Here is a 26,409-nt window from a genome sequence, read left to right as displayed (position 1 = left end):
CTTTCCCCGCAGTAAAGGAACCCCCTGAAAATGGCAAATTCATGGCTAACTGATGTGCCTGAAATGAGCAGACGAGATCTGCTTGAAATACGTAAAACCCTCGACGGTGCCTATCGCAGCTTCTCCCGTGAATACGGCGAATCTATCGAGTCTTTTTTTGACCCCTTACTTAACTTTCTGGTTTGGTTCGAAGATTTGTTGCTGTCGACACCGTGGTGGTTAGTGATCGCGATTCTGGCCGGTATTGCCTATCTGGCCAGCCGCTCGTGGAAACTGCCTCTGGCCGTGGTGGTCGCATTCACGGCCATCGGCTATCTGGGAATGTGGGAAGACACCATGAGCACCATGAGTATTATTCTCGTCTGTACCCTGCTCGCGATTGGTGTCGGTGTACCAATTGGGATAGCCATGTCAAAGTCAGACCGTACCCAAGCGATTGTCACGCCACTTTTGGATGTTATGCAAACCATGCCGGCATTCGTCTACCTGATTCCAGTGGTTATGTTGCTTGGGATCGGGAAAATTCCCGGTGTCATTGCCGTGGTGATTTATGCCATTCCGCCGGTGATCCGATTAACCAATTTAGGCATCCGATTGGTCGATAAAGATGTTCTCGAAGCAGCTACCGCCTACGGTGCCAGCGGTATGCAGCGGCTTTTCCAAGTTCAGCTACCCTTGGCAATGCCCACCATTATGGCCGGTATTAACCAAACCATCATGATGGCCTTGGCCATGGTTGTTATCGCATCCATGATTGGTGTGGCAGGCTTGGGGCAACCCGTTCTCAAATCCATTACTAACCAATACTTTACCCTAGGTCTTCTGAACGGTTTAGCCATTGTGGCGCTCGCCATCATTTTTGACCGCGTTTCACAAAGCTACGCCAAACGTGCGCAGCAGCATTTAAAAGGAAGTGAGCATGACTGAGCCAACCCATGACACGCTGATTGAAATTGAAGGCCTGTACAAGGTGTTTGGTAAACACCCTCACAAAGTGATGGCCAGTGTGAAAGACGGAAAAAGCAAAGATGACTTGCTTCAACAAACTGGGCATACCATTGGGTTAAGTGATATCAACCTCTCGATTCGACGCGGTGAAGTCTTCGTGATCATGGGGCTATCGGGGTCGGGGAAGTCGACCCTTATCCGTCACTTTAACCGTCTGATTGATCCTACCGAAGGTGCGATTCGCATTGAGGGCACGGATATTATGCAGTTCTCTCAACAAGAGTTGCAGCAATTCCGCCGTCATAAAATGTCGATGGTCTTTCAACGATTTGGCTTATTACCGCACCGTACCGTTAAAGAAAATGTCGCGTTTGGGCTGCATATTCAAGGCGTGGCCAAAAAGGAACGCGACGCCACAGCCCAACAGTGGTTATCAACCGTTGGTTTGGAGGGGTACGCGGACCAATACCCTGCGCAATTGTCAGGGGGCCAGCAGCAACGGGTAGGACTCGCGCGTGCCTTGTGTACCGATGCCGATATTTTGCTCATGGACGAAGCCTTCTCTGCGCTGGACCCGCTTATTCGCAGCGAGATGCAAGATCAATTGATTGAGTTACAAGAGAAGTTACATAAGACCATCGTGTTTATTACACATGATCTGGATGAAGCCTTACGCTTGGGCGATCGCATTGCGATTTTGCGCGATGGTAAACTCGTACAGGTTGGTGAGCCCGTCGATATTCTATTGCGTCCAGCAGATGACTATGTGGAAGCCTTTGTCAAAGATGTGAATCGCGCCCGCGCACTAACGGTGGAGACGGTGATGCAGCCGCAGATCTGTCGCATAAGTGCAAATACCATTGGCGATGCCATCACGCAAATGCGTCAACAGAAAGCCAGCTATGGCTATTATGTCACCGAAGATGGCTACCAAGGCACACTAAGTGAAAAAGCGCTCAGCAAAGCTGATCCCAGTACACAAATTGATGCCAGTATGATTGAAGATGTGCCTGCTATCGACCAAGACTCCTTGCTTGAACAAGTGATCCCAGACACGCTGGCATCGAAGTGGCCGCTCCCTGTTTTTGACAAAGAAGGGGAATTGATTGGCCACCTTTCACGCCAAACGGTTGCCACGATTCTCAGCGAGAAAGCCGCCTCCACAAAGGATCCCGACGCTCCCGCGATTGCGAGCTAACCGGTGACAGCGGCTATTTTATTAGCCGCTGTGTTCATCAAACTAAACAGTGATATTAGTCGCAAATCACACTATTGAGACAGGTGTCATTCCCCTGCAACAGTCGCTGCCTAACCTGCCCCTCATCCGAACATGAGTAGTTGGTAGGAAACAACATGAGTGTACGACAGCGACTGTTAATCGCATTTTCCCTCTTCATTGCATCCACGATTGGGCTAGGAAGCTTATCGCTGTGGATTTCATCCCGCTCTGCGCAAGCCTCTTCAGAATATGTCAATCAACAGCTGCCTGAAGTCTGGGCGTTGCTCGCGCTGGAACGCGATCACCGCAACTTGGTCAACTTATCGCAAAAAATCAAAGCACAGTTATTGTTCTGGAATGAAATTCAGCCGCAGTTTGAACAACTTCATCAAGACTATCAGCAAAGCTGGCAAGCACTCTCTCGCTCTCCGTCGCTCGCCACCTGGCGCGCGAAACATCAAGCTGATAAACAGGCATTCGATGACTATCTCGTCCAGCTAGAAAAAACCATCGCTGCCAAAAGCTTCTATGATGCGGGGAGGTTAGTCGACTTTGATATGTATCCGGCCGTTGATCTTATGCTGCTCGCTATCAACGAGAAGCTGGCCGAAAGGCAATCTCATGCGAAACACTCCGCAAGCGGGCTGATCACCTTTCTAAACCAACAAGCGCATACCGTGTATATTGGTTGTGGCGCTACCTTACTCTTGGCATTGGTATTGATGACATGGTTGCGCAAAACTGTGGTGGTTCGCTTGGATCATATCGCTAATGCCTTAACAGATATTGACCAGCGCTCCGATCTGAGTACCCGCCTCACCGATCGGTACAGTGATGAGGTCAGTGCAGTCGCGCGGGCCTCTAATAACTTACTCGACAAGTTCTCGCATTTTGTCACTGACATTCAATCGCGAACGGCCGAATTAGATGGTCAATCTGACACGCTCGATACCCAAAGCAAACAAGTCGCACAGATTAACCAGCAGACCCGTCGTCAAGTCGACGACGTCGCCCAATCTCTCAGCGTCATGGAAAGTGCCACCACAGAAATTGCCAGTGCCATTCATGATACGCGCGAGTACATTAGCAAAGTGTCGCACGATAACGACGAGATCCAGCAACAAATGCGGGCTACCGACGCCGCTATCGCACACAGTGTGGGTATCGTGGAGAAGGTATCGTCAACCATGGCAACACTGAAACAAACCAGTGAGCAAATTGCAGGGGTCATGGATGTGATTGAAGGGATTGCGGAGCAAACTAACCTACTGGCATTAAATGCAGCCATTGAGGCCGCGCGTGCCGCCGAGCATGGCCGAGGGTTTGCGGTCGTTGCCGATGAGGTCCGAGGCCTGTCACAGCGTACGGCACAATCGACCGGTGATATTCGCAATTGGATTAACGATCTCTTAGGACAAGTTGATACCGCCAGTTCACTGCTCACAGAAACACAAACGGCCAGTGCCTCCAACCAGCAAGCCAGCGTTCGTCTTCAAGGCTTTCTCAGTGATATGGATGCCACATTCCAAGGCTTAGAACAATTGAGCGCCGAGGTAGAAGCCGCATTGGCCTCACAGCACAAGGAAATTGAACATCTCACTGCTGGCCGACGTGCGCTCAAGCAAGGCAGCCAATCGCTCACTGAAGCCATCAATACCACCAGCGACGTCAGTGGCCAGTTGAGTCATCAATCGAGTGCACTCACCACGCTAACCGACCAGTTTCAGACTTAAACCGGCATCAAAAAGCCACCTTCATTAACTTAAGGTGGCTTATCAGCTTTTACTGGGCCGCTTTAATGCGTTCAAAGCCTGCTGCTAAGTCAGTGATCAAATCCTCTACCGCTTCTAAACCAATGTGCACACGGACTAAGGTGCCACTGAAACTCACCTTACCGGCAGGACGAATACGGTTGAGTTGTTCAGGTTGATTGGTCAACAGCAACGACTCAAACCCACCCCATGAGTACGCCATGCTAAAGTGCTGTAAGTGATCACAGAACGCTTCCAGCTGTGCATCGGTAAGTCTTTGGTCAAAAACAAACGAAAACAAGCCATTACTCCCAGAAAAGTCTCGCTCAAAAAAGACATGTCCGAGGCAATCAGAAAACGCGGGGTGAAGGACGTGCGCGACTTCCGGCTGCTCTTTTAGCCATTGCGCAATCTGTAGAGCACTTTGTTGATGTTGCTTCAGACGCACCCCTAGGGTACGCAACCCTCTTGCCGCTTGATACGCCGTCTCGGCATCAATGGTTTGTCCCATCAAATAGGCACGTTCTCGTAGCTGCGGCCAACAGCGACGATTTGCCACCGCGGTGCCGAGCATATGATCAGAGTGGCCAATAATATACTTGGTGCCGGATTGAATCGAAATATCGACCCCATGTGTTAAAGGCTGATATAAAACGCCAGCAGCCCAGGTGTTATCCATCATAATGATTGCCTCTGGCGCTTTGGCGCGAATCGCTTGCACCATGGCTGGCGTATCATGGACTTCCATGGTGTACGACCCAGGCGACTCGAGAAACACAATCCGGGTATTAGGCCGAATACGCTCAGCGATTTGGCCCCCTTCAAGCGGATCGAAAAACTCAGTCTCAATCTGCATATCGGCAAGGATAGTTTGGCAAAAGTCTTGTGTGGGCTCGTAAGCCGAGCCTGTCACCAGAATGTGGTCGCCCGTTTTCACAAATGCCAAGATACTGTTGGCAATGGCGGCAGCGCCACACGGAAACAACGCACATCCTTCACCTTGTTCGAGCTCTGTCATCGCATCTTGCAGGGCAAAATGCGTCTGGGTGCCACGGCGGCCGTAAAACAAGGTGTGCTGGTGTCGATGCGCAATTGCATGTTTTTTGTCGGCGAGCGTGTCAAAAACGATGGAGGAAGCACGCTGGATTACAGGGTTCACACCTTGTTGGGTATAACGTTTATCGCGCCCCGCGTGAATCAATTGCGTGCTCAGGTATTTTTTTTCCATAATTCCTTACCCAAATATTTGCTCCATAGATACCTTACCCTAAGCATTATTTCTTTAGCAGTAAAGCCATTTAGCCATCTATTTAAATAGATTCAATCGCACGTCTCCTTGTTATTTATGGCATGGATGACGAAACCCCGCGGCTACAATGTCGAGTTGTATGAAAATAACTATTTAGATCACTAAACAGATCACAAATTAAGCACGCCAGGTGGAAAAGCGCAGAAAGTGTATATACATTGTATATCCAAACGATAGGCAAATGCAGATGACAAAAAAAGAAAAAAGTAAAAAAGACAGTCAGTTACTCATTCGTATTAATAGTGAGCAACGCGATGCCTTCTTGTCAAAATGCGAGGATCTCGACACGTCAGCTGCTAGAGAGATCCGTCGATTTATCAAACAATTTTTAAAAGAACACGAAGAAAAAAAGAGCTCATAATCACAGTTTTAGGTGCAACTTGCCGGCACCTGTCCACGGCATTGAAGCCGTATTGCGGTGGCGAAAACACCGGCAATGACAACGAAAGGAGAAAACCGATGGCTAAAGCATCAAAGAAAGATCTGAAAAAATCGATCAAAAAGACCAAAGCAAAAGTTGCTAAACAAGAAAGCAAATTGAAAAAGCTGAAAAAACAGCTGAAAAAAGCCTAAATACAGCGCCTCCACTTATCGAGGCACTCGGTTAGCTAGGCATAGCGCGTATAACGCAAAAAAGCTCGGGACATGGTGCCCGAGCTTTTTATTTGGCTCAATTAAACCAGAATGGCAAACAACGCCTAGTGGCTCGACTCCGCTTCGCCGACTGGCTCGACCGTAAAGCGACCGACATCAACACCGACCACTCGCACTTTGTCGCCTGCTTGCAAGCTAGCATCATGACAGCTGCCACTAAGCACTAACTGCCACGCCACACCCGAATACTTAATTGTCGCTGGATGTGCCGACGTTAACGGCTCAGTCAATGTCAGCGTCAAACCAATAAAGTCACTGTGCTTGTTATCAGGGCTGCGTGCACCACGTTGCAGCCGCTTTAGCGGCTGCCACAGCGCGGCGGTTAACAATCCAGCGCCAATCCCAGTTGCGCTAAACATCACGGTCACAGTTTCCGGCAGCACGCCGAGCATCGCCAAAAGACCCGCCAGCACCGCAGCAACCCCTGTTGCCAGCAATACGATGGTTGATAAGCCAAGCAACCACACTTCGACTACGAGCAGTAACAGCCCGATAACCATCGTCATCTCAGCTAGATGGGTGGAAAACCAGTTGTGCATATTAGCCTTTCACTTTGTTCAGTGTTTGAATGATGGTCATCGCTTCAGCAACCGTACTCGCTGCACCGGTCCCCGACTCAGGAAGCAATACGACAGAAGACTCTTTCGCGATCGCTTCTTTGGCACTGATGGCTTTTTCTGCCAAGTCTAATTGGATGGCTTTCTGGCCCTCTTCCGTGATCGCTCGTGAACCGACAATTTCAAGCGCTTCAGCTTGTGCTTCCGCGACCGCGATAATCGCTTTCGCTTCCCCTTCGGCTTTCAAGATCTGCTCAGACTTTTCCGCTTCTGCAGCAAGTACCCGTGCTTGTTTTTGCCCTTCTGCAACGTTGATATCCGACTGACGTGCCCCTTCTGACTCAAGGATCACCGCACGTTTTTCACGTTCGGCTTTCATTTGACGCTCCATCGCATCCAATACGGAACGCGGCGGATCAATATCTTTAATTTCATAGCGAAGGACTTGTACGCCCCAAGGCTGAGCGGCTTCGTTAATCGCCGAGACGATTGCCGTATTAAGGCTTTCACGCTCTTCGAAGGTCTTATCTAGTTCCATCTTACCCACTTCACTACGCATTGTGGTTTGCGCCAGTTGGGTCACGGAGTAGATATAGTCATCGACACCGTAGCAAGCTTTGTAAGGATCCAGCACTTTGATATAAAGCACGCCATCTACGACTAGAGAGATGTTGTCTCGGGTAATGGCCGACTGACTCGGCACATCGAACGCTTGCTCTTTTAGCGTACGTTCATAGGCTAGACGGTCGATAAAAGGCACAATAAAGTTCAAACCCGCTTCCATCGTTTTGTAATATTTACCAAAACGCTCAATCACATAGGCGGTGTTTTGCGGAACAAACTTTACCGAGCCACGCAAGAAAACAATCACTAGGATTGCGAGTACAATCCAAACGCTAAACGCGCTAGTAAGAGAGACCATTTCGTTCATTGGAGTTCCTATCAGTAGAGGATCGACAAACAGCAACACGCTGCTACTCGTAGAAAGCATTAAGAGTACGTCAATGTCGATGAAAAAAGACAGCGCCCGATAGCATCTTTGACATCCGTCCCAATACAGGACGCGATTTTCGCCATTGATTTGCTTAACTCTGACAAAAATCTCGGCGCTTGATCTCACTTTCAATCATTAACTCAAAATAAACCGGATATAAAGTGCGAAAAGAGATTTACCTCACATTCTTTTGCGTGTATTCTCGCTAATGTTCAACCGTGTTGGTTGACGTTACTGAAAGCTGAAAGGCGACCATCGTCACAGCCAACAGTAAACTGACGCGCAAATTACGCGTAGTCCTCTTGGAGCTGTTAAGCGGCTTCGCTAATCGGAAATTTATGCAGCAATTGAATATAGAAACATCGAAACACCCTACCGTTTGGCTGGAAAGTTAGTTGTCCTGAAGATATTCGCTACATTTGCCCATAGAACGATTAATGGCACTCGCGTCACTGCTACACCTAGTTAATATATTCAGGAGACATCATGTCTAAAGCTAATGGTACCGTTAAGTGGTTTAACGAAGAAAAAGGTTTCGGTTTTATCCAGCAAGAGAACGGTCCAGACGTATTCGTTCACTTCCGCGCCATCGTTGGTGAAGGCTTCCGCACTCTAGCAGAAGGCCAACAGGTTGAGTTCGATATCGAGCAAGGTCAAAAAGGCCCACAGGCAGCGAACGTAACTCGCCTGTAAGCTAAACCAGATTTAAGAAGAAAAGGCGCCTTTAAGGCGCCTTTTTTTGTATGCGTAATCTCTCACTCCCCGCAAAAACGTATAAAAAATTCTACAAATCACTCAGCAGCAAAACTCGCCGTTTACTATGCTTTTAAAACAGTTAGCGCTTTGGCAGGAGGGAGTATGCTATCTCGGTGTTTAGTGGTAGATGATCATGAGATGATTCGAGATACCATAAGTTTGATGGCACAAGCGCTAGGGATCAAATCCGTTATCACGGCGGCCGATGGTGCTGAAGCTATATCAAGGGCCTTTCACGAACAACCTAGCTTAATTATCACTGACCTACAGATGGAGCCTATCGATGGTTTGGAGATGCTTAGGCTTATCCGTAGTGGTCGCTACCACCTACAGCACGATGTCCCGATCATCATTCTCACCGCAAATGCCTCCCAATCAGTGATAAGCGAATGCATCCGCTATGATGTTGACGCATTCATGGTTAAACCCGTTAGAAAACAAGACCTCGAAAATCGCGTTCAACAGCTAGCCAAAGATACCAAATCCAAAAAGCCACCAAAATACTACTTTGAGATGTATCAGGCCGATCCAGCTAAATCGACCGATTTTGAGCACAATGGGGCCATTGTCTTCACTGAAGAAGAGCAGGAGAAAATCGAAAACATTTCGGACACAAGCCCGACAATTGATACAACAGCACCCCCTGTTACGCCTGAACAAGCGACAGCAAAGAGCAAAGACAGAAAGTTTATTCGTTGGCAGGACAAATACTCTGTGGGGCACTCAGAACTCGATGCCAGCAACAAGCAATTACTGGCTATCATCAATGACACCTATGAGGCTATCGCGTACCATCATGCCGATGGTGAAAAAGGAGATTTTGATGATCTCGCCCAGCGGTTTCGAGACTACATTGTGTCCCACTTCCAGCTAGAAGAAGACATTCTTCACGATCTCGCCTACCCCAAATACAAACAACATGCAGCCATCCATGAACGTTTATCACGGCAAGCACATTATGTGTTACTGCAATGCCAGGCGGATCCTGAACTGTACCCTTCAGTCTTTTTCAAGTTTTTGCGTTACTGGTGGGTACACCACGTCGTCAAAGAAGACAGACAATATCGCGAATTCCTTAGCCAGTCGCCTCAATCCGCCTAGTCACCCTATTAGATTCACAAGCAGCAAAGGTGACTAGGCTTTTTGTCTATTAAAATCTATTTTGTGTCTATTTTTAATAGCCAACCGTTTCACCTCACTCAACTCCAACTGAGACGAAGTCCAAGCCGCTCCTCCCATCTTTGTGGCATGAGTCACACCAGATTGAGAATCGTCAATACATTTAGGCCAGTAAATGTTATGCATCAAAGCATTATGATTAATAAAAAATTTAACATTAACAAATCTCATAAATATCATAAAGTTACACTGTAGTGACAAACCGATTAGCGCAACCCGGGGTTGATAAACAAAATCCATCGCCTATTATGTATAACGAATTCGTTAGAGTACAAAACAATTATGTGGCGATCAAAAACGACAGATACGGCAGTTCTTGAAAACGAAGTCCTTGACCGTAAACAGATAAAACCGAGCACGCGGTTTGTGTTTCGTAAGCCATCAATTCGTGATGGTGGCGACATCTATCGATTAATCACTCAGTGCCCTCCGTTGGATGTGAACTCCGCCTACTGCAACTTCTTACAGGCAACGCACTTTAAAGAGACCTGTGTTGTGGCAGAGCGTGACGGCGACATTCACGGCTTCGTCTCTGGCTACATTCGTCCAGAGCAACCAGACACATTTTTTGTGTGGCAGGTAGCCGTATCGCCCAAAGCACGTGGAGAAGGGCTTGCCCTATCAATGGTCGAAGCGTTACTAGCGCGCAAAGTGTCACAAGACATCCGATTCATTGAAACCACAATCACTGAAGACAACGCCGGTTCTTGGGCGCTGTTCAAAAAGGTAGATCGCCTCTACGGTACAGGTGGTCAGCGCTCAGTGTTCCTTGATGAACAAGAGCACTTTAACGGTGAACATGACACCGAATACCTTTTCCGAATTCCACTCAAAAAATAACAGGATGAGTTATGGATATCTTTAAATCGCAGGAGTCAAATGTTCAATGTTACGCTAACAACTTCCCCGTCGTGTTTGAAAGCGCGAAGGGCTGTTGGATCACTGGCGTTGACGGCAAGCGCTACCTCGATTTTCTTGCTGGCGCCGGTTCGCTTAACTATGGACACAATAACCCGACGCTTAAAAAAGCGCTGATTGAGTACATCGAGAAAGATGGCATTACCCACGGCTTGGATATGCACACCGGTGCAAAAGCACGCTTTCTCGAGGTATTTAAAGAGCACATCTTGGCACCACGTAACTTGGACTACAAACTCCAGTTCACCGGTCCAACCGGTACAAACGCTGTTGAAGCGGCGATGAAGCTGGCACGAAAAGTGACAGGTCGTCCGAACATCGTTTCATTTACGAACGGCTTCCACGGCTGTACCTATGGCGCACTCGCTGTGACCGGTAATCATCACCATCGCGGTGGTGGCGGTATGCCTGTGAATAACGCGGTAACACGTATTCCGTATGATGGCTATGCCGACGTTGACGGTCTCACACTGTTCGAAACCATGCTAAACGATGCATCAAGCGGCCTAACAGGTGGAGATAAGCCTGCCGCAGTTCTGCTTGAAGTCGTTCAAGGTGAAGGTGGTCTCAATGCAGCTTCCAATGAATGGCTACAACGCCTAGAAAGTATCTGTAAAGAGCATGGCATCTTGATGATCGTCGATGATATTCAAGCTGGCTGTGGTCGTACTGGTACTTTCTTTAGCTTCGAGCCATCAGGTATCAACCCAGATATCGTGACCTTGTCGAAGTCGATTGGTGGTTATGGCCTACCAATGGCACTGGTTCTACTGAAACCTGAGCTGGATCAATGGGCACCTGGCGAACATAACGGTACATTCCGTGGTAACAGCCATGCGTTTGTGACAGCCGCAGAAGCGATTGAAACTTACTGGTTAGATGATCAGTTCCAAACCCATATTCAAGCACGTGCGGATCAACTCAATAAAGTGTTGAAAGACGTCTTATCGAAAAATGGTGACCTGTTCGACACTATCAAAGGTCGTGGCCTGATGCAGGGTATCGCATGTAAAAATGGTGATATCTCTGATGCCATTACAAGCCTTTGTTTCGAGCACGGTATGATCATCGAAACAGCTGGCCCTGATGATGAAGTGATCAAATTCTTCTCCCCATTGACAGTCAGCGAAGCTGAAATGGAGAAAGGCCTGCAGATTTTTGTTAAGTCGGTTGAGCAATACAAAAAAGACAAATTGAAAAAAGCGTCTTAATTCAAAGCGCTCACCCATTAACAAACAGACGTATAAAGGATTGACATGATTGTTCGCACATTAGAAGAATGCCAAAACAGTGAACGCCGCGTAGTGGCTGAAAATTGGGAAAGTGTCCGTATGTTGTTGCGCGATGACAACATGGGCTTTTCGTTCCACATTACCACCATTTACGCCAATACTGACACGCATATCCATTACCAGAATCACTTAGAGTCTGTGTATTGCATGTCAGGTGAAGGTGAGATTGAAACGACCGACGACGGTAAAGTGTATCCAATCAAACCTGGCACACTGTACATTCTTGACAAACATGACGAGCACCAGCTTCGCGCAAATAAAGGTGTTGATATGGTCATGGCCTGTGTCTTTAACCCACCGATTACTGGGCAAGAGACACATGACGAAAACGGTGTTTACCCTCTGGTCGATTAACCGTCTTGGGGCAGCGGGATGCTGCCCCTGTAAACCCAATCGACGACTTCAATTCATAAAAGCCCACAAGGAGCTCACATGAATCATACCGTTGAAAAGATCGGCGGTACATCAATGTCAGCGTTCGACGCTGTCATGGATAATATCTTTTTGTACCCGTCTAACCCTTATAACCGAATTTTTGTGGTTTCTGCTTATGCTGGCATCACGGATGCACTGCTGGAGTGTAAGCGTTCTGGCAAGCCGGGTATCTATCGCCTACTCGCCGCCAATAACCCGAAGTGGCGCGATGCTATGGAAGAGCTGGAACAACGTATGCTGCTTATTAACAGCAACATGTTCCCTGACCCCGTTTACCGCGAGCGTGCAGACAACTTCATTCGTCAGCGTATGGAGAAAGCGCACAGCTGCATCGAAGGTATTCTCGAAACCTGTAACTATGGGCAGTTTTCTCTAGAAAGCTATTTGCCCCAAGTGCGCGAGTTCCTCTCGTCAATTGGTGAAGCTCACAGTGCGCACAACTCTTCTCTTTTGCTTGAGAGCGTGGGAATTAACTCACGGTTTGTTGACCTTTCTGGCTGGGACAACTCCGACGAAGCACAAGGTGATTTAAACACCGTGATTGCGCGTGCTATGGAAGATATCGATCTCAGCAATGAGCTGCCCATCGTTACCGGCTACGTATACTGCGATGAAGGTTTGATGAAAACATACGATCGCGGCTATAGCGAAATGACGTTCAGTCGTATTGCGGTATTGACCAAAGCAAGCAGCGCGGTGATCCACAAAGAGTATCATTTAAGTAGTGCTGACCCGCGTATCGTCGGTCCAGAACGCGTCCAGCCGATGGGCTTGAGCAACTACGACGTGGCTGATCAGCTTGCCAACTTGGGGATGGAAGCGATTCACCCTAATGCCGCATCGGGGATGCGTGCAGTTGGCATCGAACTGGTGGTGAAAAATACCTTCGAACCCGATCATCCAGGTACGGTGATTTCCCACAAATATCGCCCGAAAGACAATGAAATCGAGATCATTGCAGGTCGTGATAAAGTGCTAGCACTGCATATCTTTGATCAATCAATGGTTGGCCATGTCGACCGCGTCAGCTATGACGTGATGGAAATCATTCGTGAGGAGAACGTTCAGCTAATCAGTAAAGAGATGAACGCCAACTCAATCACTTACTATTTGGATGGTAAGACCGCTAGCCAAGACAAAGTGATTAATCGCGTTGAGAAGCTGTATCCTAAAGCGAAGATCACCGGCGAGATGGTTGCGTTAATTTCGGTTATTGGTAGCCGTATTGATTCCAACCAGACCATGAGCCGAGGTATGCTTGCACTGCTGGACGCAGAGATTAATCCAAAAGCTGCGCACTCCTCTATGCGTGACGTGGATGTACAGTACGTGGTGTTGGATAAATTCTATCATGCGGCAATTTGCGCACTACACGCATGCTTTATTGAAAAGCCGGCCCCAAAGCCGACCATCAAAGCCGCGTAACCGCAGCGCTAAGAGATTAATTGCTCAGTCAATTTTTCTACCATTAAACGCCTCTTTCGAGAGGCGTTTTTTATTCTTATCAAATTAATTTTCCACTCCTGTTTACACTAAGCTTAGTACTAATGATTATCACAATAGATAAGTTCCGTTGATCCTTTTGCTTAACCGGGTAAAATGCCGCGTTTTATTTTGTCAGTGATACGCGCATTCTATGATTGATCCAACCTTGCTCCCTGTTTATTTAACGGCCGTTGTGGCACTACTTCTTATCCCCGGTCCAGACATGCTACTGATCATTAGTGCAAGTCTTAGTTATGGAAAGCGAGTCGGTTTTGCAGCAAGTTTAGGGAATGCGACATCCGGATTGATTCTGACCCTCTTGGCTGCTACTGGCGTGTCGGCGATGATTGCAATGTCGCCTATGGCGCTCACTGTTTTAAAGTACGTAGGCGCTGCTTATCTACTTAAAATGAGCATAGACACATGGCGAGCTTCGCCAGCGGATAGTGAGACGCTTGCGCATCGTCAAAAGATGGGCAGACACCTATACAAACGTGCGGTCATGACGAACTTACTCAACCCCAAGGCTCTACTCTTTTTTGTTCTGTTTTTACCTCAGTTCATCTCGCAACAAATCCAAGCATCCTCAGGTATGCAGTTATTGAGTCTTGGCCTATTGCTCAATATTCTCGGGTTGGTATTCAATGTCTTACTTGTCGTGATAGTTGGCCGTCTAGGTAGCGCTTTATTCACACGTCCTAGCGTTCAGCAATACCAGCATAAAATGATGGCAATCATTTTTGCGACTCTCGCTATTTGGCTATTTTTACAACAGAATAGTATTTAGTGGTTTGTCGAAAAGACATTGAATAAAAAACCACCGAACCCTCGTGGTGCCATAAAACTTTCCCTCATTGTCTGGTATATTGTACGTAAGCTCGCCTTCAACGTGCGGGCTTTCCTTGCCTAGCATCACGAGTTTAGGCTGTTGTATCGGATGGATTCGAGTACGTGTTTGACCTTCATTTACCCACGCTAACACTAGCCTGCATCAGTATATTTTGGTTGCTAACGGTCGCTGTTTTATTGATTGGTTGGCAGTTTAATCAACACAGAGATATTAAGCTTTGGGGCGTAGCGTGCTTGTTGATCTCTGCAGGCACGTCCGTATATAACCTCGGCAATAGCACAGAGATATCAGGGCTTGTTTGGCTCGGTGCCACTGCGGCAATGAGTGCCCAAGTTTTCATCTGGTGGGGGACCCAGTCACTCGAAAAACAGCCACCTTGGTGGCGTGTCGGCGGGTTGCTGTTCACAATGGCTGTCGGGATATACTCATTACTCCTTGTCAATGATGCGCCCCTTGCGATACGCATCAGTTTTTATTGCCTATTCTATGCGGTTATGCACCTGATGGTGCTTCGTATACTGCTCAAAAGCCACTATCGCGCACGCACTGGCTATCGTTTGTATACCAGTATCGTTTCTATCCTACTGATTCTATATGGCCTGCGCATCCAGTTTGCATTTGATACGCCGTTCAACGAAACCACTTTATCCCATCGCTATATATTCATCTATTACATGATTTTGATGGCCGAGTTCGTCAAATTTGTGACCTTTATTTATCTTTGCTTCGAGCGCCTCGAATACACCTTGTGCCAACTTGCTTTGCAAGACACGCTCACTCAACTTCCCAATCGCCGTGCCTTTGTGACCCAAACTACCCAACGTCTTGAAGACGATACCGCTCACGCCTTGTTATTAGCTGACTTGGATAACTTTAAAAGTATTAACGACGTCTATGGCCATCTCGCCGGTGACCAAGTCCTGATCGCCTTTAGCCAACATTTACAGCACATCGCGCAACAAGAAGGCGCCTTGTGTGCGAGAACAGGCGGAGAAGAATTTATTCTGTTATTGAATGGTGATTCAGTCAAACGCGTACAGCAGATCGCATTGCAGCTTCGCCGACAAATTGAAGCCTGCCAAGTCAGGACAGAACAAGGACATATCATTCGCTTTACCGTCAGTATCGGTGTCGCCATCCATCGCCGCCATCAGCCTTTAACAATCAATCAGCTATTCGAATGTGCCGATGGCGCGCTTTATGAGGCAAAAGCACGGGGCCGGAATCGAATTGAATTTGCACTCACCGAGCATCACGCGGCACCCTCAAGTGTTGCGCCCATGCGAGTCACAGCCCCAACGCCTTGCGAAGAGTCGAACACAGATCTCCCTAAACGTTATCTCACACGACAATCTTTGACATAATGGGGAGTCAGACATCCTAAGGAGATCATGTAATGGACGAAAATGCCGACACGCTGCTGAACTTGCGTGTGATAGAGGTAGGTGATTACCAGCCACTTGCAGAACTGATGGATCTCGTTTTTCCCGATGTTGGCGGCGCATGGCCCAAAAGCACTATCATGCAATTGGTGACCGCGTTTCCGGATGGACAAATCTGTATTGAAGACAATGGTAAGATTGTCGCCGCGGCACTCACGCTAAAAGTGGCTTATAACCGTTTTTCTCTTCCTCATACTTACGCGGATATCATCACCGATGATGGGGTGGTATTTCATGATGCCAAAGGGGATGCGCTCTACGGCCTCGATGTTTTTGTCCACCCTGATTATCGTGGTCACCGCTTGGGGCGTCGGCTTTACGAGGCACGTAAAGATCTCTGCCAAGCGCTTAATCTCAAAGCCATTCTTGCCGGTGGGCGGATCCCTGGTTATCACAAGCATAATGATCTGACCGTCACCGAATACATCAATAAAGTACGTCGTAAAGAAATCCACGATCCGATTTTGTCGTTTCAACTATCAAATGATTTTGATGTGAAACGTTTGATGAACCGATACCTTCCAGAGGATGGTAAATCAGCAGGCTACGCCACCCTATTAGAGTGGGACAATTTCTTTTATGAAGAGGATGCCTCATCCGTCCACGATATAGAGAAGACAATTGTTCGCATTGGGGTAGTTCAATGGCAAATGCGTCATGTGCTCTCCGTCGATGACCTGCTCAATCAAGCAGAGTTTTTTGTCTCATCGCTATCGAATTATCAATCGGACTTTGCCCTATTCCCTGAGTTTTTCTGTGCGCCTTTGATGGGGCTTGCCCCAGAAAAAGGCTCTGTAGAAGCGATCCGTTTTTTAAGTGAATTCACACAGACAATTAAGCAACGTTTCTCGCAACTCGCCGTTACTTACAACATCAATATCATTGCAGGCAGTATGCCGGTATTAGAAGATGAAAAGTTGTACAACGTGTCATACCTGATGCATCGAGACGGCAGCATCGATGAGCAATACAAAATACATATCACGCCGCATGAACAGCGAGACTGGGTGATTGATGGCGGCGAAACCGTCAAAGTGATTGAAACCGATGCCGGGCGTGTGGGGATCCTCATTTGTTATGATGTCGAATTCCCTGAACTGGGACGCATCCTCGCAGAGCAAGATGTGCAGATCCTCTTTGTCCCCTTCTGGACCGACACCAAAAACGGCTATCTGCGCGTTCGCCTCTGCGCTCAAGCGCGCGCGATTGAAAACGAATGCTATGTCGCCATTGGAGGCAGCGTAGGCAACCTCCCTAGAGTGGATAACGTCGACATTCAGTATGCCGAGTCAGCGGTATTCTCACCGTCTGATGTCTACTTCCCCCACGATGCAACACTCGCCGAAGCGAATGCCAATACAGAGATGATGATCTTTGCGGATGTCGATTTAGACAAACTTAAAATGCTGCACGAGCGAGGTTCAGTCACCAACCTCAAACATCGTCGACCAAAACTGTATGCCAATCACCTGAGTCAGGAGTAAAGGCGTTTTGCCCCGTAAATTGCGGGGCAAATCACTTCTATTTATTGGCCTTTCTCACACTATGAACAAAAAATAATACAGCAACCGCCCATTTTTTACGACATACCTGCCAATCACTAACTACCATTGATTAAAAAGCAACCAATTCGGTTTATCTATCCAGTCGGCTAATTAATCATTGAGGTGAAAGGCCATGAAGCTCAAACATAGAATGCTCGTCAGCTTGCTTGGCGTGGGCATCGTGCCTGCGTTGGTGATCACATTGCTGTCGCTTAATACGGCATCTTCCTCGCTCGAGACCCAAACGTTTAACCAGTTAGAAGCACTGCGAGAGGTGAAAAAGTCCGCGGTGGAGCGTTATTTTAAAACCGCAGAAGGGCAGATCATTACCACTGCGGAAATCCCTTCTATCGCTGATGCCATGGCTTCCATGACTCAGGCCTTTACCAATTTAGCCTCCTCAGATACCGCCGTGTCATCGTCGTTAGTCCGCTATTATCAGCAGAACCTAACCAGTAAGTTACAAGCGACTGGCAACACTGGCTTACCGAGTGCACAGGAGCTCGTCGCACAGCTTTCTCCACAAACTATTGCTCTGCAAAACGCGTATTTGGTGAATAATCCCAGTCCCGTCGGCGAAAAAGGGAATTACCAAACCAGTCGCCAATTGCCCGCTTACGATCGCGCTCATCAAGCTATCCACCCCTTTTTAAGAGACGTCCAAGCGAAATTTGGCTATTACGATATTTTCTTAATTGAAGCGCAGCGAGGCACGGTGGTTTACTCCGTGTCAAAAGAGGTCGACTTTGGTACTTCGCTACTTACTGGGCCTTTTCAACGCTCAGGGCTTGCTGAGGCATTTAAACAAGGCCGTCAGCTAGCCGATGGCGATGCCGTGATTATCGATTTCTCGCCCTACTCCGCATCCGCCAATGCACCCGCAGGATTTATGGCCTCGCCTGTCTACCGTAATAATCAGTTACTGGGTGTGTTAGCGTACCAATTCCCCATTGATCGATTGAGCGAAATCATGACCGAGCGTGATGGCTTAGGCCAAACCGGTGAGACCTACCTGGTGGGCAGCGACGGCTTAATGCGCTCCAACTCATTTCTAGACCCAGAACACCGCACCGTGTTCGCTTCGTTTATGAACCCCGCTGAAGGGGCAGTCAATACTCAAGCCGTCCAGCGCGCGATTAACGGCGAAAAAGGCATTGATATCATTAGCGATTATAACGGTAATCCTGTTTTATCCGCCTATGCGCCGGTGACCGCTGGAGGGCTAACCTGGGCGATCATTGCAGAAATGGACGTTAAAGAAGCCTTTGCTGCGTTAAACGCTCTCGAACTTTCTGTCGCAGTCATTTTTGTGATTGCCGTGATGGGTATCGTTGCGACTGCCATTATCTTTGCTCGTAAAATTACCCGTCCGATTGGCGGGGAGCCTGAAGAAATGGAAAAAATCGTGCAAACCATTGCCGATGGCGATCTCACCGTCTCCTTTAATCAAGATCCGAACGCGACTGGGGTTTATCGCTCAATGCGAGAAATGACTAAAAATCTCACCGCCATGGTGTGTGACATTATCGGTGCTACCAGCCAACAAGCCGCAGCGGCAGAACAACTGTCAGCGTCAACCGTTGAGACTTTAACCAACTTCGAAGCGCAAAATGCACGCACAGAACAGGTTGCGGCAGCGATGGAGCAGATGACCGCGACCGCCAATCAAATCTCATCAAGCACCTCTTCCACGGCCGATGCCGCAGAAAAAGCGCGTGAGATGATCCACGATGGTGACAGTCAGGTCTCACTCGCCGTCGACTCTATGCGTGACTTAGTCGCGCGATTACAAAGTGCGCGCACCAAGTCTGACTCTTTAGTCCGCAGTGCAGAAGACATCTCAGGCATTTTACAAACCATTGGACAAATTGCCGATCAAACGAATCTACTCGCGCTTAATGCGGCCATTGAAGCGGCACGCGCGGGTGAGCAAGGACGCGGATTTGCGGTGGTTGCCGACGAAGTGAGAACCCTCGCGCAAAGCACACAAGACGCGACGGGTGAAATTGCCCAATTGATTGAAAACTTGCAACGCGATTCCAGCGATACAACGCAAGCAATGGTCGACAGTGCTGATGCTGCGGGCAATGTCTCAGAACGGGCAGAGTCCAGCATTGCATCGCTAAAACAAGCAGTGATGGCCGTCGAAGAGATCGCGGATATGTCACTGCAGATGGCAAGTGCCTCTGAAGAGCAATCCTTGGTCGCGACGGAGATCAATCAAAACCTCGAGGAAATTAACACCATGACCGGTGAAAACCGTCAAGCCATGGACCAAATCACGCAAGCGACGCAAGACTTGAGTGCCCTTTCTCAAGTACTCAAAGGCCACACCAGTAGATTTCATTGTCAAGGCAAGCTTGCCTAACGCTCACGCTCGGCACCTTATGTGCCGAGTACCTCTCTTCTCCCAAACAATCGCCTGACCTCGCGCAAACTCTCAACATTCGCTAGCACATAGAATGGCTATCTTGATAGAATCACCGCATTTCTGCGTAAGCGTAACAAGAGAGATTCCGAATGGGACGTAGTTTTGAAGTTCGTAAAGCGTCGATGGCCAAAACCCAGGGCGCAAAAATCAAAGTGTATTCAAAGTACGGTAAAGAGATTTACGTGTGCGCCAAAAATGGCGGTAGTGATCCAGATAGCAACCTTTCACTGCGCCGTTTGATTGAAAAAGCGAAAAAAGACCAAGTACCTGGCCATGTGATCGATAAAGCCATTGATAAAGCCAATGGTGGTGGCGGCGAAAACTATGAAGTAGCTCGCTACGAAGGGTTTGGTCCTGGCAATTGTGCCGTTATCGTCGACTGTCTTACTGATAACAACAATCGTACCTATATGGACGTGCGCCAATGCTTTGTGAAGAATGATGCCAAGATTGGCTCACCGGGCGCCGTGTCACACATGTTTGAGCATCAAGCGGTATTTCAGTTTGCGGGCGACGATGAAGAAGGCGTTCTCGAAGCGCTAGTAATGGCAGATGTCGACGTGACCGATATTGAAGCAGAAGATGGTGTGATCACCGTATTTGCGCCGCATACAGAGTTTTTCAAAGTGAAAAACGCACTCAGCGATCACCTTGGTGATACGCCTCTGGACTTGGAAGAGATTACCTTTGTTCCTCAGACCAATACAGAAGTCAGTGGCGATGACGTTGAACGTTTTGAAAAGTTCCTCGATATGCTAAACGACTGTGATGACGTACAAAACGTTTATCACAATGCTGAGCTCGTTTAAGCCGTTCACTCAAGGCGCCTTTGCAAAGGCGCCTTATTTCTCACCAAGTTGCTTGAGCAGCATTTGAGAGAACAACGCCCAGTTTTGCCGGAACTTATCTTCCCCCTGCAATAAATAACTTTGCAAGCCAACCCCTAGAAAAAAGGCATCGACAACACGGATTGCAGTATCAATTTGGTGCTGAGGAATTTTGCCTTGATAGAAGTAATCTATCGCCCGAGTGTACTCTGCGAGTCCATGCTGAGAAAAACGCTGTATTGACGCTCTGAACTGATCGTCAAATAACGCTTGCGCGGTGAAACTGTACATGGCTTTCATCGCATAAGGTTCGCATTTCATGGTGAGATACAAGGTATCACCCGTCACTTCTAGATAGCTCTCAAAATCATCAAAATTCGCGGGCTCTGCCACCGCGAGAAACATTGAAATCAACTCATCTACCGCAGCGTGTTTTACCGCATCTAGATTATCAAAATGATGATAAAGCGCCCCTTTGCTGATCCCCGCCTTCTTACCTAACTTTGTTGCAGTTAATGCTGCAAGCCCCTCATTTCCAACAATTTCTAAAGTCGTCGAGAGAATTCTTTGCCGCATCGCCTGAGAAGCAATTTCGTTCTTATTCATCGTTATTTGATCAAAAAATGAAAGACTAGTTGAAAAAATAAAACATACCGAATGTTCATTCAATTTTATTTGCATAAAATGTGACCAATAACCGAATGTTTTTTCGACAGATCTTGGTGGGCAATTTGGAAGTAATTGAAAGTTATAGCATTAAGGACAGATCAGTCAGTTAGGTGATCAAAAACAGCCTCCGAGCCCGTTTCTAGACGATCATTGTTCGGTGACACATTACGCATAACACTCAGATAAAAGGCGGGTTAGCGAGAGGAATAACACACATTGATCGCCAACAGGGCTAACCTGTAGCTAAATAACAGGATGACTAGAAAGACTTTCAGAATAGGGAAAGGAACGATGAACGCATTACACAACCGCAATGATCGCTACATGAGGTTGCGACATATCGATTGTTAAGGCAATGAAAGATGATGCTGATCGGATTTAACAATTTGATATACACGCGAATACGATGCCATCCACAGACACTTCTGGAGCCAAGGTCTACAATAGTGATAGTGCAACAAGTCGGTGACGTAAGAATGAAATGGCAATGGTGTTTACTACTGACAATACTCGCTACACTTCCTGTACACGCGAATCCCACCTACGTGATTGGCGTGCAAAACTTCTCGCAGTATTATCCGTACTCTTCCTATGCAAACCGTAATTACTCTGGCTTCAATCGGGAATTGCTCGATATGTTTGCCAAAACCCAAAATTACCGTTTTATCTACAAGCCTCTTCCTTTAAAGCGCTTGTATCATCGTTTTGTCGACGGGGCCGTCGATTTTAAATATCCCGATAGCCCAAAGTGGAGCCCAGAAATCAAGCGTAAGTCGAAAATTTTCTACAGCGAGCCTGTCGTCAACTATATTGATGGCGTCATGGTGATTGATGACAACTATGGGCAGTCTCTTAACCAACTTAAATACCTAGGTGTTGTGGCAGGGTTTACGCCTTATCCCTACCAATCTCGGATCAGCGCCGGTCAAATTCAGGTCGATGAAAGTTACAAATACGACTCACTGTTGATGAAAGTAGTGAGCGGTCGCGTTGATGGCGGGTACGCAAACGTTGCTGTTGCGCAATTTTACCTCGAGCAGATGGGGTTTCAAAAAGGCTCGGTACGGTTTGACGATACTCTGCCGCACAGCAAGGGCACTCGTCATCTTTCAACCATCAAGTATCCCGAGGTGATTGCCGAATTTAATCGGTTTTTGGTTGATCACAAAGAGGATGTCGAGGCATTAAAAGCCAGCTACGGACTCGAGTAACGAGTTTATCGCCATCTATCTGTATTCCCACTTCATTTCACGCTCGGGTGTTGTATACTCGTAGTCCTTCAAGATGCTGGTTGAAAAAGCGACCAGCTTTCTGACTGTGCCCAACAACATGGATAGATATCGCGAAGGAGCCCCTTGAGTAACCAACTGATTAGTCTGGACCTGTTTTACGCGATTGAGCATTTGATGCCAGGGAAACGTACTGTCGCCCTATTCCGTAAGTCCGTCAAACACCTTCCAGTGACAACTTTGCCTTTAACCCATTATGATTCTGCGGCAGGCTTACAATTGGCATTATTTCGGCACTGCCGCAACTATGTCGCGTTTACACAAGGCCATCCTATCTCTCCGGATTTTGATTTTTCGGGCAGTGCGGAGCAGATCTTGGCAGCAGAATCCATCATGAAGGCCTTTATTCGAGGCGCTTACTGGTGGGTGGAGTATCACATGGCTCACTACCGTGACGATTGGAGCCACGAGCAAACCCAGCGTTGGCTAAAAGACCTGCGTTTACTCGTGCAAGTGGTTATCGGTATTGGCAATTGCACCAATGCGGAGTGGATCCTCACGCATCGAGGTCCCATTCAAGCTCTGACCTACGACACCCATTTAGAGCCATTTCTCGCGAGCTACGACTAGTTAAACTTGGCGCCTTGCGTCAGTGTGTTCACGCTGACGCACTCACACCCCATTCGTTACGATAGTTTCGTTTTTTCGTCACCTTAGTTGCGTAACCTCGTTCCAAATAGGCAATTAATTGGGCGACTGTGAAACGATTAAAGCGATATCAATACGAGCGTTATGCCATTTTATGCCGCGCGTCCTATCCGAGCTATTTTGATCATACCCATTATGGATTTAGCCCAAATGGACGACGGGATATCTATGATCGCTGGGGACGGTGCATTATTCGCGTGCTCTGGCGCGATGATGACGACGTGGTGGTGGTATTTCGCGGCTCACAAACCGCGTGGGACTGGCTGGTTAATTGCGCGTGTGGACCTAAGCAGATACGAATGGGCAATGTTAGGTGTTTTGTGCACTGGGGATTTCATTATCTCCTCACTCAAAAAAGCTTACCGTGGCAACAGCACAAGCGCCGCTATCAATCCATGACCACAAGCCAGTTTGCGGATGTAGCGCAAGCTGCCGACACCTGTTCACTGGCCGGCAACACAGTGCTGGATAAGCTAGAGGCAGCACTCGCGCCGCTGCTCCAAGCCAACAAAAAGGTCTCCTTTATTGGCCACTCATCGGGAGGCGCAATGGCCGTCATTGCCGCCGCAATGCTTTATCCCTCCATGGGACAGGCAATCAAGCGCATCGTCACCTTTGGCCAGCCGGCTGCCGGTATGTGGCGTTTTAAGCGATATTATCCTTTTCACACCAAAACCTACCGTATTTGTTGTGATGTCGACATCATTACATTTTTGCCCGGTATTCCCATGCTGTATTGGCATGTCGGGCGCCTGCTTTGGCTACATGAGAACAAGATCTACACCGACACACCTTCCGTCATTCGAGTACTACGCGTCTTGTTCAGCTGGCTAACCCGTCCGATTGCTTATCACTACATGGACAAATATATCCGACGCAAAGACTATTTTGATCAACACTGATCGTTTCGTGACAGCCAAAACGTGACGTTGTCACTAAATGCCATTTATCCAAACCAATCTGTGATCGGGTTAACGGCCCACTTTCGTGTCCCAAGACTGTCACTCAACAGTCACCTCGATTTAATATTGACTCGCCAGACTCTCGACCAACTTTGCGCCCGGTGGCGTAGAGCCTCGCTATCACTAAACCCATAAATACGATAACGAACAGAAAGGAAGTCATGTCGTGAGCAAGCATATTGATCAGCGTCCACTGGATGCAGAACCCGAATTCAACCGTTTTATTGACGCCGCCGTGAGCCGTCGCCGCTTTTTACAAGGCGCAGGCGCGGCAAGTACCGTAGCTTTTTTCGCCGCTAACCCAGTTGCAAAGGCTGTGGCTGGCAGCTTGAGTAAAAGTGAATTACTCGGTTTTAAAGCCATCCCAACCTCGACGGCTGACACCGTCACTGTGCCCGAAGGATACAAAGCGGAGGTGCTGGTGTCATGGGGCGATCCTATCTTTGCCAATGCCCCCGCCTTTTCGCAGCAAAACGATGCCAGCGCCCAAGCACAACAGTTTGGTGACAATAATGATGGCATGACATTTTTCCCTCTCGCCAATGATCGCGCCTTACTCGCCGTCAATAACGAGTACATCAACGATGAGTTTCTGTTTACGCACGGCGGTAAAAACATCTCAGCCGATGATGCGCGTAAATCACAAGCGGCGCATGGCGTCTCTTTGGTTGAGCTAAAAAAAGTTGATGGCCGCTGGACGGTGAACCCGCAAGGGCGCTTAAATCGTCGTATTACCGCATATACGGAGATGGCAATGACAGGCCCAGCCGCCGGCCATTCACTGCTTAAAACCGCAGCTGATCCCTCGGGTAAAAAGATCCTCGGCACCTTTAATAATTGTGCCAACGGCGAAACGCCTTGGGGCACTTATCTCACTTGCGAAGAAAACTTTAATGGCTATTTCGCCAGCGAAAAAACCGTGACCTTAGGCAAAACCTATCAACGCTACGGCATCAGCGATACCGATTGGGGATACGACTGGTATAAACACGACGAACGCTTTGATGTCGCCAAGCACCCCAATGAGCCCCATCGCTTCGGCTGGGTGGTCGAAATTGACCCTATGGACCCCAATTCGACCCCGAAAAAGCGCAGCGCACTGGGCCGCTTTAAGCACGAAAATGCCGCACTAACAGTCAATGATGATGGTCATGTTGTCGTGTATATGGGCGATGATGAACGTGGCGAGCACCTGTACAAATTTGTCTCTGACGGAAAATACGATCCGAGTAAAGGTAGCGCTAATCGCGATTTGCTCGAAAATGGCACCTTGTATGTTGCGAAATTTACTGGCAGCGACGATAAGCTAAAAGGCCACGGGGAGTGGTTAGAGCTCACTTTTGGTAAAAATGGCCTAACCCCTGAAAACGGTTTTCCTGACCAAGCCAGCGTGCTCATTTTTGCCCGCGAAGCCGCGACACAAGTCGGTGCCACTACCATGGATCGCCCAGAGTGGGTCGCCGTGCACGCCGACAACAAGCATGTTTTTTGCACCCTCACCAATAACAAGTACCGTGGTGTGAAAGACAACCAACCATTAAATGCCGCCAACCCACGCACCAAAAACCCGTATGGCCATATTATTCGCTGGGCGCCGACCCAAGGCGATCATACTCAGACGACCTTTGAGTGGGACATCTTCGTGATGGCTGGCCACCCTGAGAAGCAATCTGGGTTAATGGCGGGTACCGATAACATCAACAAAGATAATATGTTTAACAGTCCGGATGGTATCGGCTTTGATCGTGCCGGTCGTCTTTGGATTCAAACCGACGGTGATTACTCCAACGAAGGAGACTTCGCTGGCATGGGCAATAACCAAATGCTGTGTGCCGACACGCAAACAGGAGAAATTCGCCGCTTCCTTACCGGGCCAACGTCATGTGAGATCACGGGACTAACCTTTACCCCTGACTCACGCACTATGTTTGTGGGCGTGCAACATCCAGGCGCTCACTTTCCTGCTGGTGGTGATGCCATTCCCCGCTCTTCAGTGATCATGATCACCAAAGACGACGGTGGCGTGATCGGGACCTAACAGCGCTCCGCCACGACACATTCACGTTCGCGCGCTACTTAACCAACGCCATTCAGCCCTTGTCATGACGAGGGCTTTTTACTATGCGCGACTATGGCAAGCGCGCAAATGTTGCACTTACCTGCAAACTATCAACTATATTTACAGAGGATATATGTATCGATAATGCGCCAAACTGCACCTAACAGGTTGACAAAAGAATGTAACTCATT

23 protein-coding genes are annotated in these 26,409 nt (G+C 48.1%); 19 read left to right on the top strand and 4 right to left on the bottom strand.

What is annotated here, in order from left to right; genetic code table 11:
• Nucleotides 1-30 precede the first annotated feature (30 nt).
• The 3 genes from BZG82_RS02220 (at nt 31) to BZG82_RS02210 (ending at nt 3,900) form a co-directional block, all read left to right on the top strand.
• Nucleotides 31-927 carry an ABC transporter permease gene (locus tag BZG82_RS02220; protein ID WP_077457908.1) on the top strand — a complete coding sequence of 299 codons (897 nt, stop codon included), beginning with the start codon at nt 31-33 and terminating at the stop codon, nt 925-927.
• Nucleotides 920-2,146, top strand: coding sequence for a quaternary amine ABC transporter ATP-binding protein (locus BZG82_RS02215; protein ID WP_077676199.1), 1,227 nt, complete (start codon nt 920-922; stop codon nt 2,144-2,146). Before BZG82_RS02220 ends, BZG82_RS02215 begins: the two co-directional genes overlap by 8 nt.
• A gap of 155 nt (nt 2,147-2,301) precedes the next feature.
• Nucleotides 2,302-3,900, top strand: coding sequence for a methyl-accepting chemotaxis protein (locus BZG82_RS02210; RefSeq protein ID WP_077765058.1), 1,599 nt, complete (start codon nt 2,302-2,304; stop codon nt 3,898-3,900).
• A gap of 49 nt (nt 3,901-3,949) precedes the next feature.
• On the opposite strand, the gene metC is transcribed toward BZG82_RS02210, so the two are convergent.
• The gene (gene metC / locus BZG82_RS02205) at nt 3,950-5,146 is read right to left on the bottom strand and encodes a cystathionine beta-lyase (RefSeq protein ID WP_077765057.1); all 1,197 of its coding nucleotides are present in this window, start codon (nt 5,144-5,146) and stop codon (nt 3,950-3,952) included.
• Nucleotides 5,147-5,414: 268 nt separating this feature from the next.
• Here metC and BZG82_RS16465 point away from each other — a divergent pair, with 268 nt between their 5' ends.
• Nucleotides 5,415-5,588: a hypothetical protein gene (locus BZG82_RS16465; RefSeq protein WP_167370411.1), complete on the top strand. Its 174-nt coding sequence runs from the start codon at nt 5,415-5,417 to the stop codon at nt 5,586-5,588.
• A 337-nt stretch (nt 5,589-5,925) separates the two neighbouring features.
• Here BZG82_RS16465 and BZG82_RS02195 read toward each other — a convergent pair whose 3' ends face one another.
• Entirely contained in the window at nt 5,926-6,420 is a 495-nt protein-coding gene (locus tag BZG82_RS02195; RefSeq protein ID WP_077765056.1) for an NfeD family protein, read from the bottom strand.
• Between the two features lies 1 nt (nt 6,421).
• Nucleotides 6,422-7,369 carry a slipin family protein gene (locus BZG82_RS02190; RefSeq protein WP_069589812.1) on the bottom strand — a complete coding sequence of 316 codons (948 nt, stop codon included), beginning with the start codon at nt 7,367-7,369 and terminating at the stop codon, nt 6,422-6,424.
• 549 nt (nt 7,370-7,918) lie between these two features.
• Here BZG82_RS02190 and cspE point away from each other — a divergent pair.
• The 11 genes from cspE (at nt 7,919) to BZG82_RS02130 (ending at nt 20,573) form a co-directional block, all read left to right on the top strand.
• Nucleotides 7,919-8,125 carry a transcription antiterminator/RNA stability regulator CspE gene (gene cspE, locus BZG82_RS02185; RefSeq protein WP_069589811.1) on the top strand — a complete coding sequence of 69 codons (207 nt, stop codon included), beginning with the start codon at nt 7,919-7,921 and terminating at the stop codon, nt 8,123-8,125.
• A 165-nt stretch (nt 8,126-8,290) separates the two neighbouring features.
• Entirely contained in the window at nt 8,291-9,289 is a 999-nt protein-coding gene (locus BZG82_RS02180; RefSeq protein WP_077481862.1) for a bacteriohemerythrin, read from the top strand.
• A gap of 360 nt (nt 9,290-9,649) precedes the next feature.
• Nucleotides 9,650-10,207, top strand: coding sequence for a diaminobutyrate acetyltransferase (gene ectA / locus BZG82_RS02170; protein ID WP_077457896.1), 558 nt, complete (start codon nt 9,650-9,652; stop codon nt 10,205-10,207).
• 11 nt (nt 10,208-10,218) lie between these two features.
• A complete protein-coding gene (gene ectB / locus BZG82_RS02165; RefSeq protein WP_077765054.1) occupies nt 10,219-11,496 on the top strand; it encodes a diaminobutyrate--2-oxoglutarate transaminase in 1,278 nt (425 codons plus the stop codon).
• A gap of 45 nt (nt 11,497-11,541) precedes the next feature.
• A complete protein-coding gene (locus tag BZG82_RS02160) occupies nt 11,542-11,931 on the top strand; it encodes an ectoine synthase (RefSeq protein ID WP_077457892.1) in 390 nt (129 codons plus the stop codon).
• A 78-nt stretch (nt 11,932-12,009) separates the two neighbouring features.
• A complete protein-coding gene (locus BZG82_RS02155) occupies nt 12,010-13,437 on the top strand; it encodes an aspartate kinase (protein ID WP_077765053.1) in 1,428 nt (475 codons plus the stop codon).
• A 211-nt stretch (nt 13,438-13,648) separates the two neighbouring features.
• The gene (locus BZG82_RS02150; protein ID WP_077676397.1) at nt 13,649-14,284 is read left to right on the top strand and encodes a LysE family translocator; all 636 of its coding nucleotides are present in this window, start codon (nt 13,649-13,651) and stop codon (nt 14,282-14,284) included.
• A 164-nt stretch (nt 14,285-14,448) separates the two neighbouring features.
• Nucleotides 14,449-15,711, top strand: coding sequence for a GGDEF domain-containing protein (locus tag BZG82_RS02145; RefSeq protein ID WP_077662531.1), 1,263 nt, complete (start codon nt 14,449-14,451; stop codon nt 15,709-15,711).
• A gap of 32 nt (nt 15,712-15,743) precedes the next feature.
• Nucleotides 15,744-17,273 carry a bifunctional GNAT family N-acetyltransferase/carbon-nitrogen hydrolase family protein gene (locus BZG82_RS02140; RefSeq protein ID WP_077662532.1) on the top strand — a complete coding sequence of 510 codons (1,530 nt, stop codon included), beginning with the start codon at nt 15,744-15,746 and terminating at the stop codon, nt 17,271-17,273.
• Nucleotides 17,274-17,466: 193 nt separating this feature from the next.
• Nucleotides 17,467-19,701, top strand: a complete 2,235-nt coding sequence (locus BZG82_RS02135; RefSeq protein WP_077765052.1) for a methyl-accepting chemotaxis protein — start codon at nt 17,467-17,469, stop codon at nt 19,699-19,701.
• Between the two features lie 152 nt (nt 19,702-19,853).
• On the top strand, nt 19,854-20,573 hold the full coding sequence (locus tag BZG82_RS02130) for a YebC/PmpR family DNA-binding transcriptional regulator (protein WP_077481050.1): 720 nt from the start codon (nt 19,854-19,856) through the stop codon (nt 20,571-20,573).
• A gap of 33 nt (nt 20,574-20,606) precedes the next feature.
• On the opposite strand, the gene BZG82_RS02125 is transcribed toward BZG82_RS02130, so the two are convergent.
• Entirely contained in the window at nt 20,607-21,272 is a 666-nt protein-coding gene (locus tag BZG82_RS02125) for a TetR/AcrR family transcriptional regulator (protein ID WP_077481052.1), read from the bottom strand.
• Nucleotides 21,273-21,706: 434 nt separating this feature from the next.
• Between BZG82_RS02125 and BZG82_RS02120 the strand changes: the two genes are divergently transcribed.
• The 4 genes from BZG82_RS02120 (at nt 21,707) to BZG82_RS02105 (ending at nt 26,197) form a co-directional block, all read left to right on the top strand.
• Entirely contained in the window at nt 21,707-22,471 is a 765-nt protein-coding gene (locus tag BZG82_RS02120; protein WP_158075970.1) for a substrate-binding periplasmic protein, read from the top strand.
• Nucleotides 22,472-22,615: 144 nt separating this feature from the next.
• On the top strand, nt 22,616-23,119 hold the full coding sequence (locus BZG82_RS02115; protein WP_077457878.1) for a hypothetical protein: 504 nt from the start codon (nt 22,616-22,618) through the stop codon (nt 23,117-23,119).
• A gap of 128 nt (nt 23,120-23,247) precedes the next feature.
• A complete protein-coding gene (locus BZG82_RS02110) occupies nt 23,248-24,099 on the top strand; it encodes a lipase family protein (RefSeq protein WP_077662535.1) in 852 nt (283 codons plus the stop codon).
• A 226-nt stretch (nt 24,100-24,325) separates the two neighbouring features.
• Nucleotides 24,326-26,197: a PhoX family protein gene (locus BZG82_RS02105; RefSeq protein WP_077765051.1), complete on the top strand. Its 1,872-nt coding sequence runs from the start codon at nt 24,326-24,328 to the stop codon at nt 26,195-26,197.
• The last annotated feature ends 212 nt before the right edge of the window (nt 26,198-26,409 follow it).

It is taken from the genome of Salinivibrio sp. PR5 (genome assembly GCF_001996085.1).
GTDB classification, from domain to species: domain Bacteria; phylum Pseudomonadota; class Gammaproteobacteria; order Enterobacterales; family Vibrionaceae; genus Salinivibrio; species Salinivibrio proteolyticus.
The sequence above is the reverse complement of the archived record's forward strand: the minus strand, read 5'-3'. Positions and strand labels throughout refer to the sequence as shown.

Coding starts and splice junctions, on each gene's coding strand:
- BZG82_RS02220 (WP_077457908.1), top strand. CDS start 31: ATGGCAAATTCATGGCTAACTGATGTGCCTGAAATGAGCAGACGAGAT.
- BZG82_RS02215 (WP_077676199.1), top strand. CDS start 920: ATGACTGAGCCAACCCATGACACGCTGATTGAAATTGAAGGCCTGTAC.
- BZG82_RS02210 (WP_077765058.1), top strand. CDS start 2,302: ATGAGTGTACGACAGCGACTGTTAATCGCATTTTCCCTCTTCATTGCA.
- metC (WP_077765057.1), bottom strand. CDS start 5,146: ATGGAAAAAAAATACCTGAGCACGCAATTGATTCACGCGGGGCGCGAT.
- BZG82_RS16465 (WP_167370411.1), top strand. CDS start 5,415: ATGACAAAAAAAGAAAAAAGTAAAAAAGACAGTCAGTTACTCATTCGT.
- BZG82_RS02195 (WP_077765056.1), bottom strand. CDS start 6,420: ATGCACAACTGGTTTTCCACCCATCTAGCTGAGATGACGATGGTTATC.
- BZG82_RS02190 (WP_069589812.1), bottom strand. CDS start 7,369: ATGAACGAAATGGTCTCTCTTACTAGCGCGTTTAGCGTTTGGATTGTA.
- cspE (WP_069589811.1), top strand. CDS start 7,919: ATGTCTAAAGCTAATGGTACCGTTAAGTGGTTTAACGAAGAAAAAGGT.
- BZG82_RS02180 (WP_077481862.1), top strand. CDS start 8,291: ATGCTATCTCGGTGTTTAGTGGTAGATGATCATGAGATGATTCGAGAT.
- ectA (WP_077457896.1), top strand. CDS start 9,650: ATGTGGCGATCAAAAACGACAGATACGGCAGTTCTTGAAAACGAAGTC.
- ectB (WP_077765054.1), top strand. CDS start 10,219: ATGGATATCTTTAAATCGCAGGAGTCAAATGTTCAATGTTACGCTAAC.
- BZG82_RS02160 (WP_077457892.1), top strand. CDS start 11,542: ATGATTGTTCGCACATTAGAAGAATGCCAAAACAGTGAACGCCGCGTA.
- BZG82_RS02155 (WP_077765053.1), top strand. CDS start 12,010: ATGAATCATACCGTTGAAAAGATCGGCGGTACATCAATGTCAGCGTTC.
- BZG82_RS02150 (WP_077676397.1), top strand. CDS start 13,649: ATGATTGATCCAACCTTGCTCCCTGTTTATTTAACGGCCGTTGTGGCA.
- BZG82_RS02140 (WP_077662532.1), top strand. CDS start 15,744: ATGGACGAAAATGCCGACACGCTGCTGAACTTGCGTGTGATAGAGGTA.
- BZG82_RS02135 (WP_077765052.1), top strand. CDS start 17,467: ATGAAGCTCAAACATAGAATGCTCGTCAGCTTGCTTGGCGTGGGCATC.
- BZG82_RS02130 (WP_077481050.1), top strand. CDS start 19,854: ATGGGACGTAGTTTTGAAGTTCGTAAAGCGTCGATGGCCAAAACCCAG.
- BZG82_RS02125 (WP_077481052.1), bottom strand. CDS start 21,272: ATGCAAATAAAATTGAATGAACATTCGGTATGTTTTATTTTTTCAACT.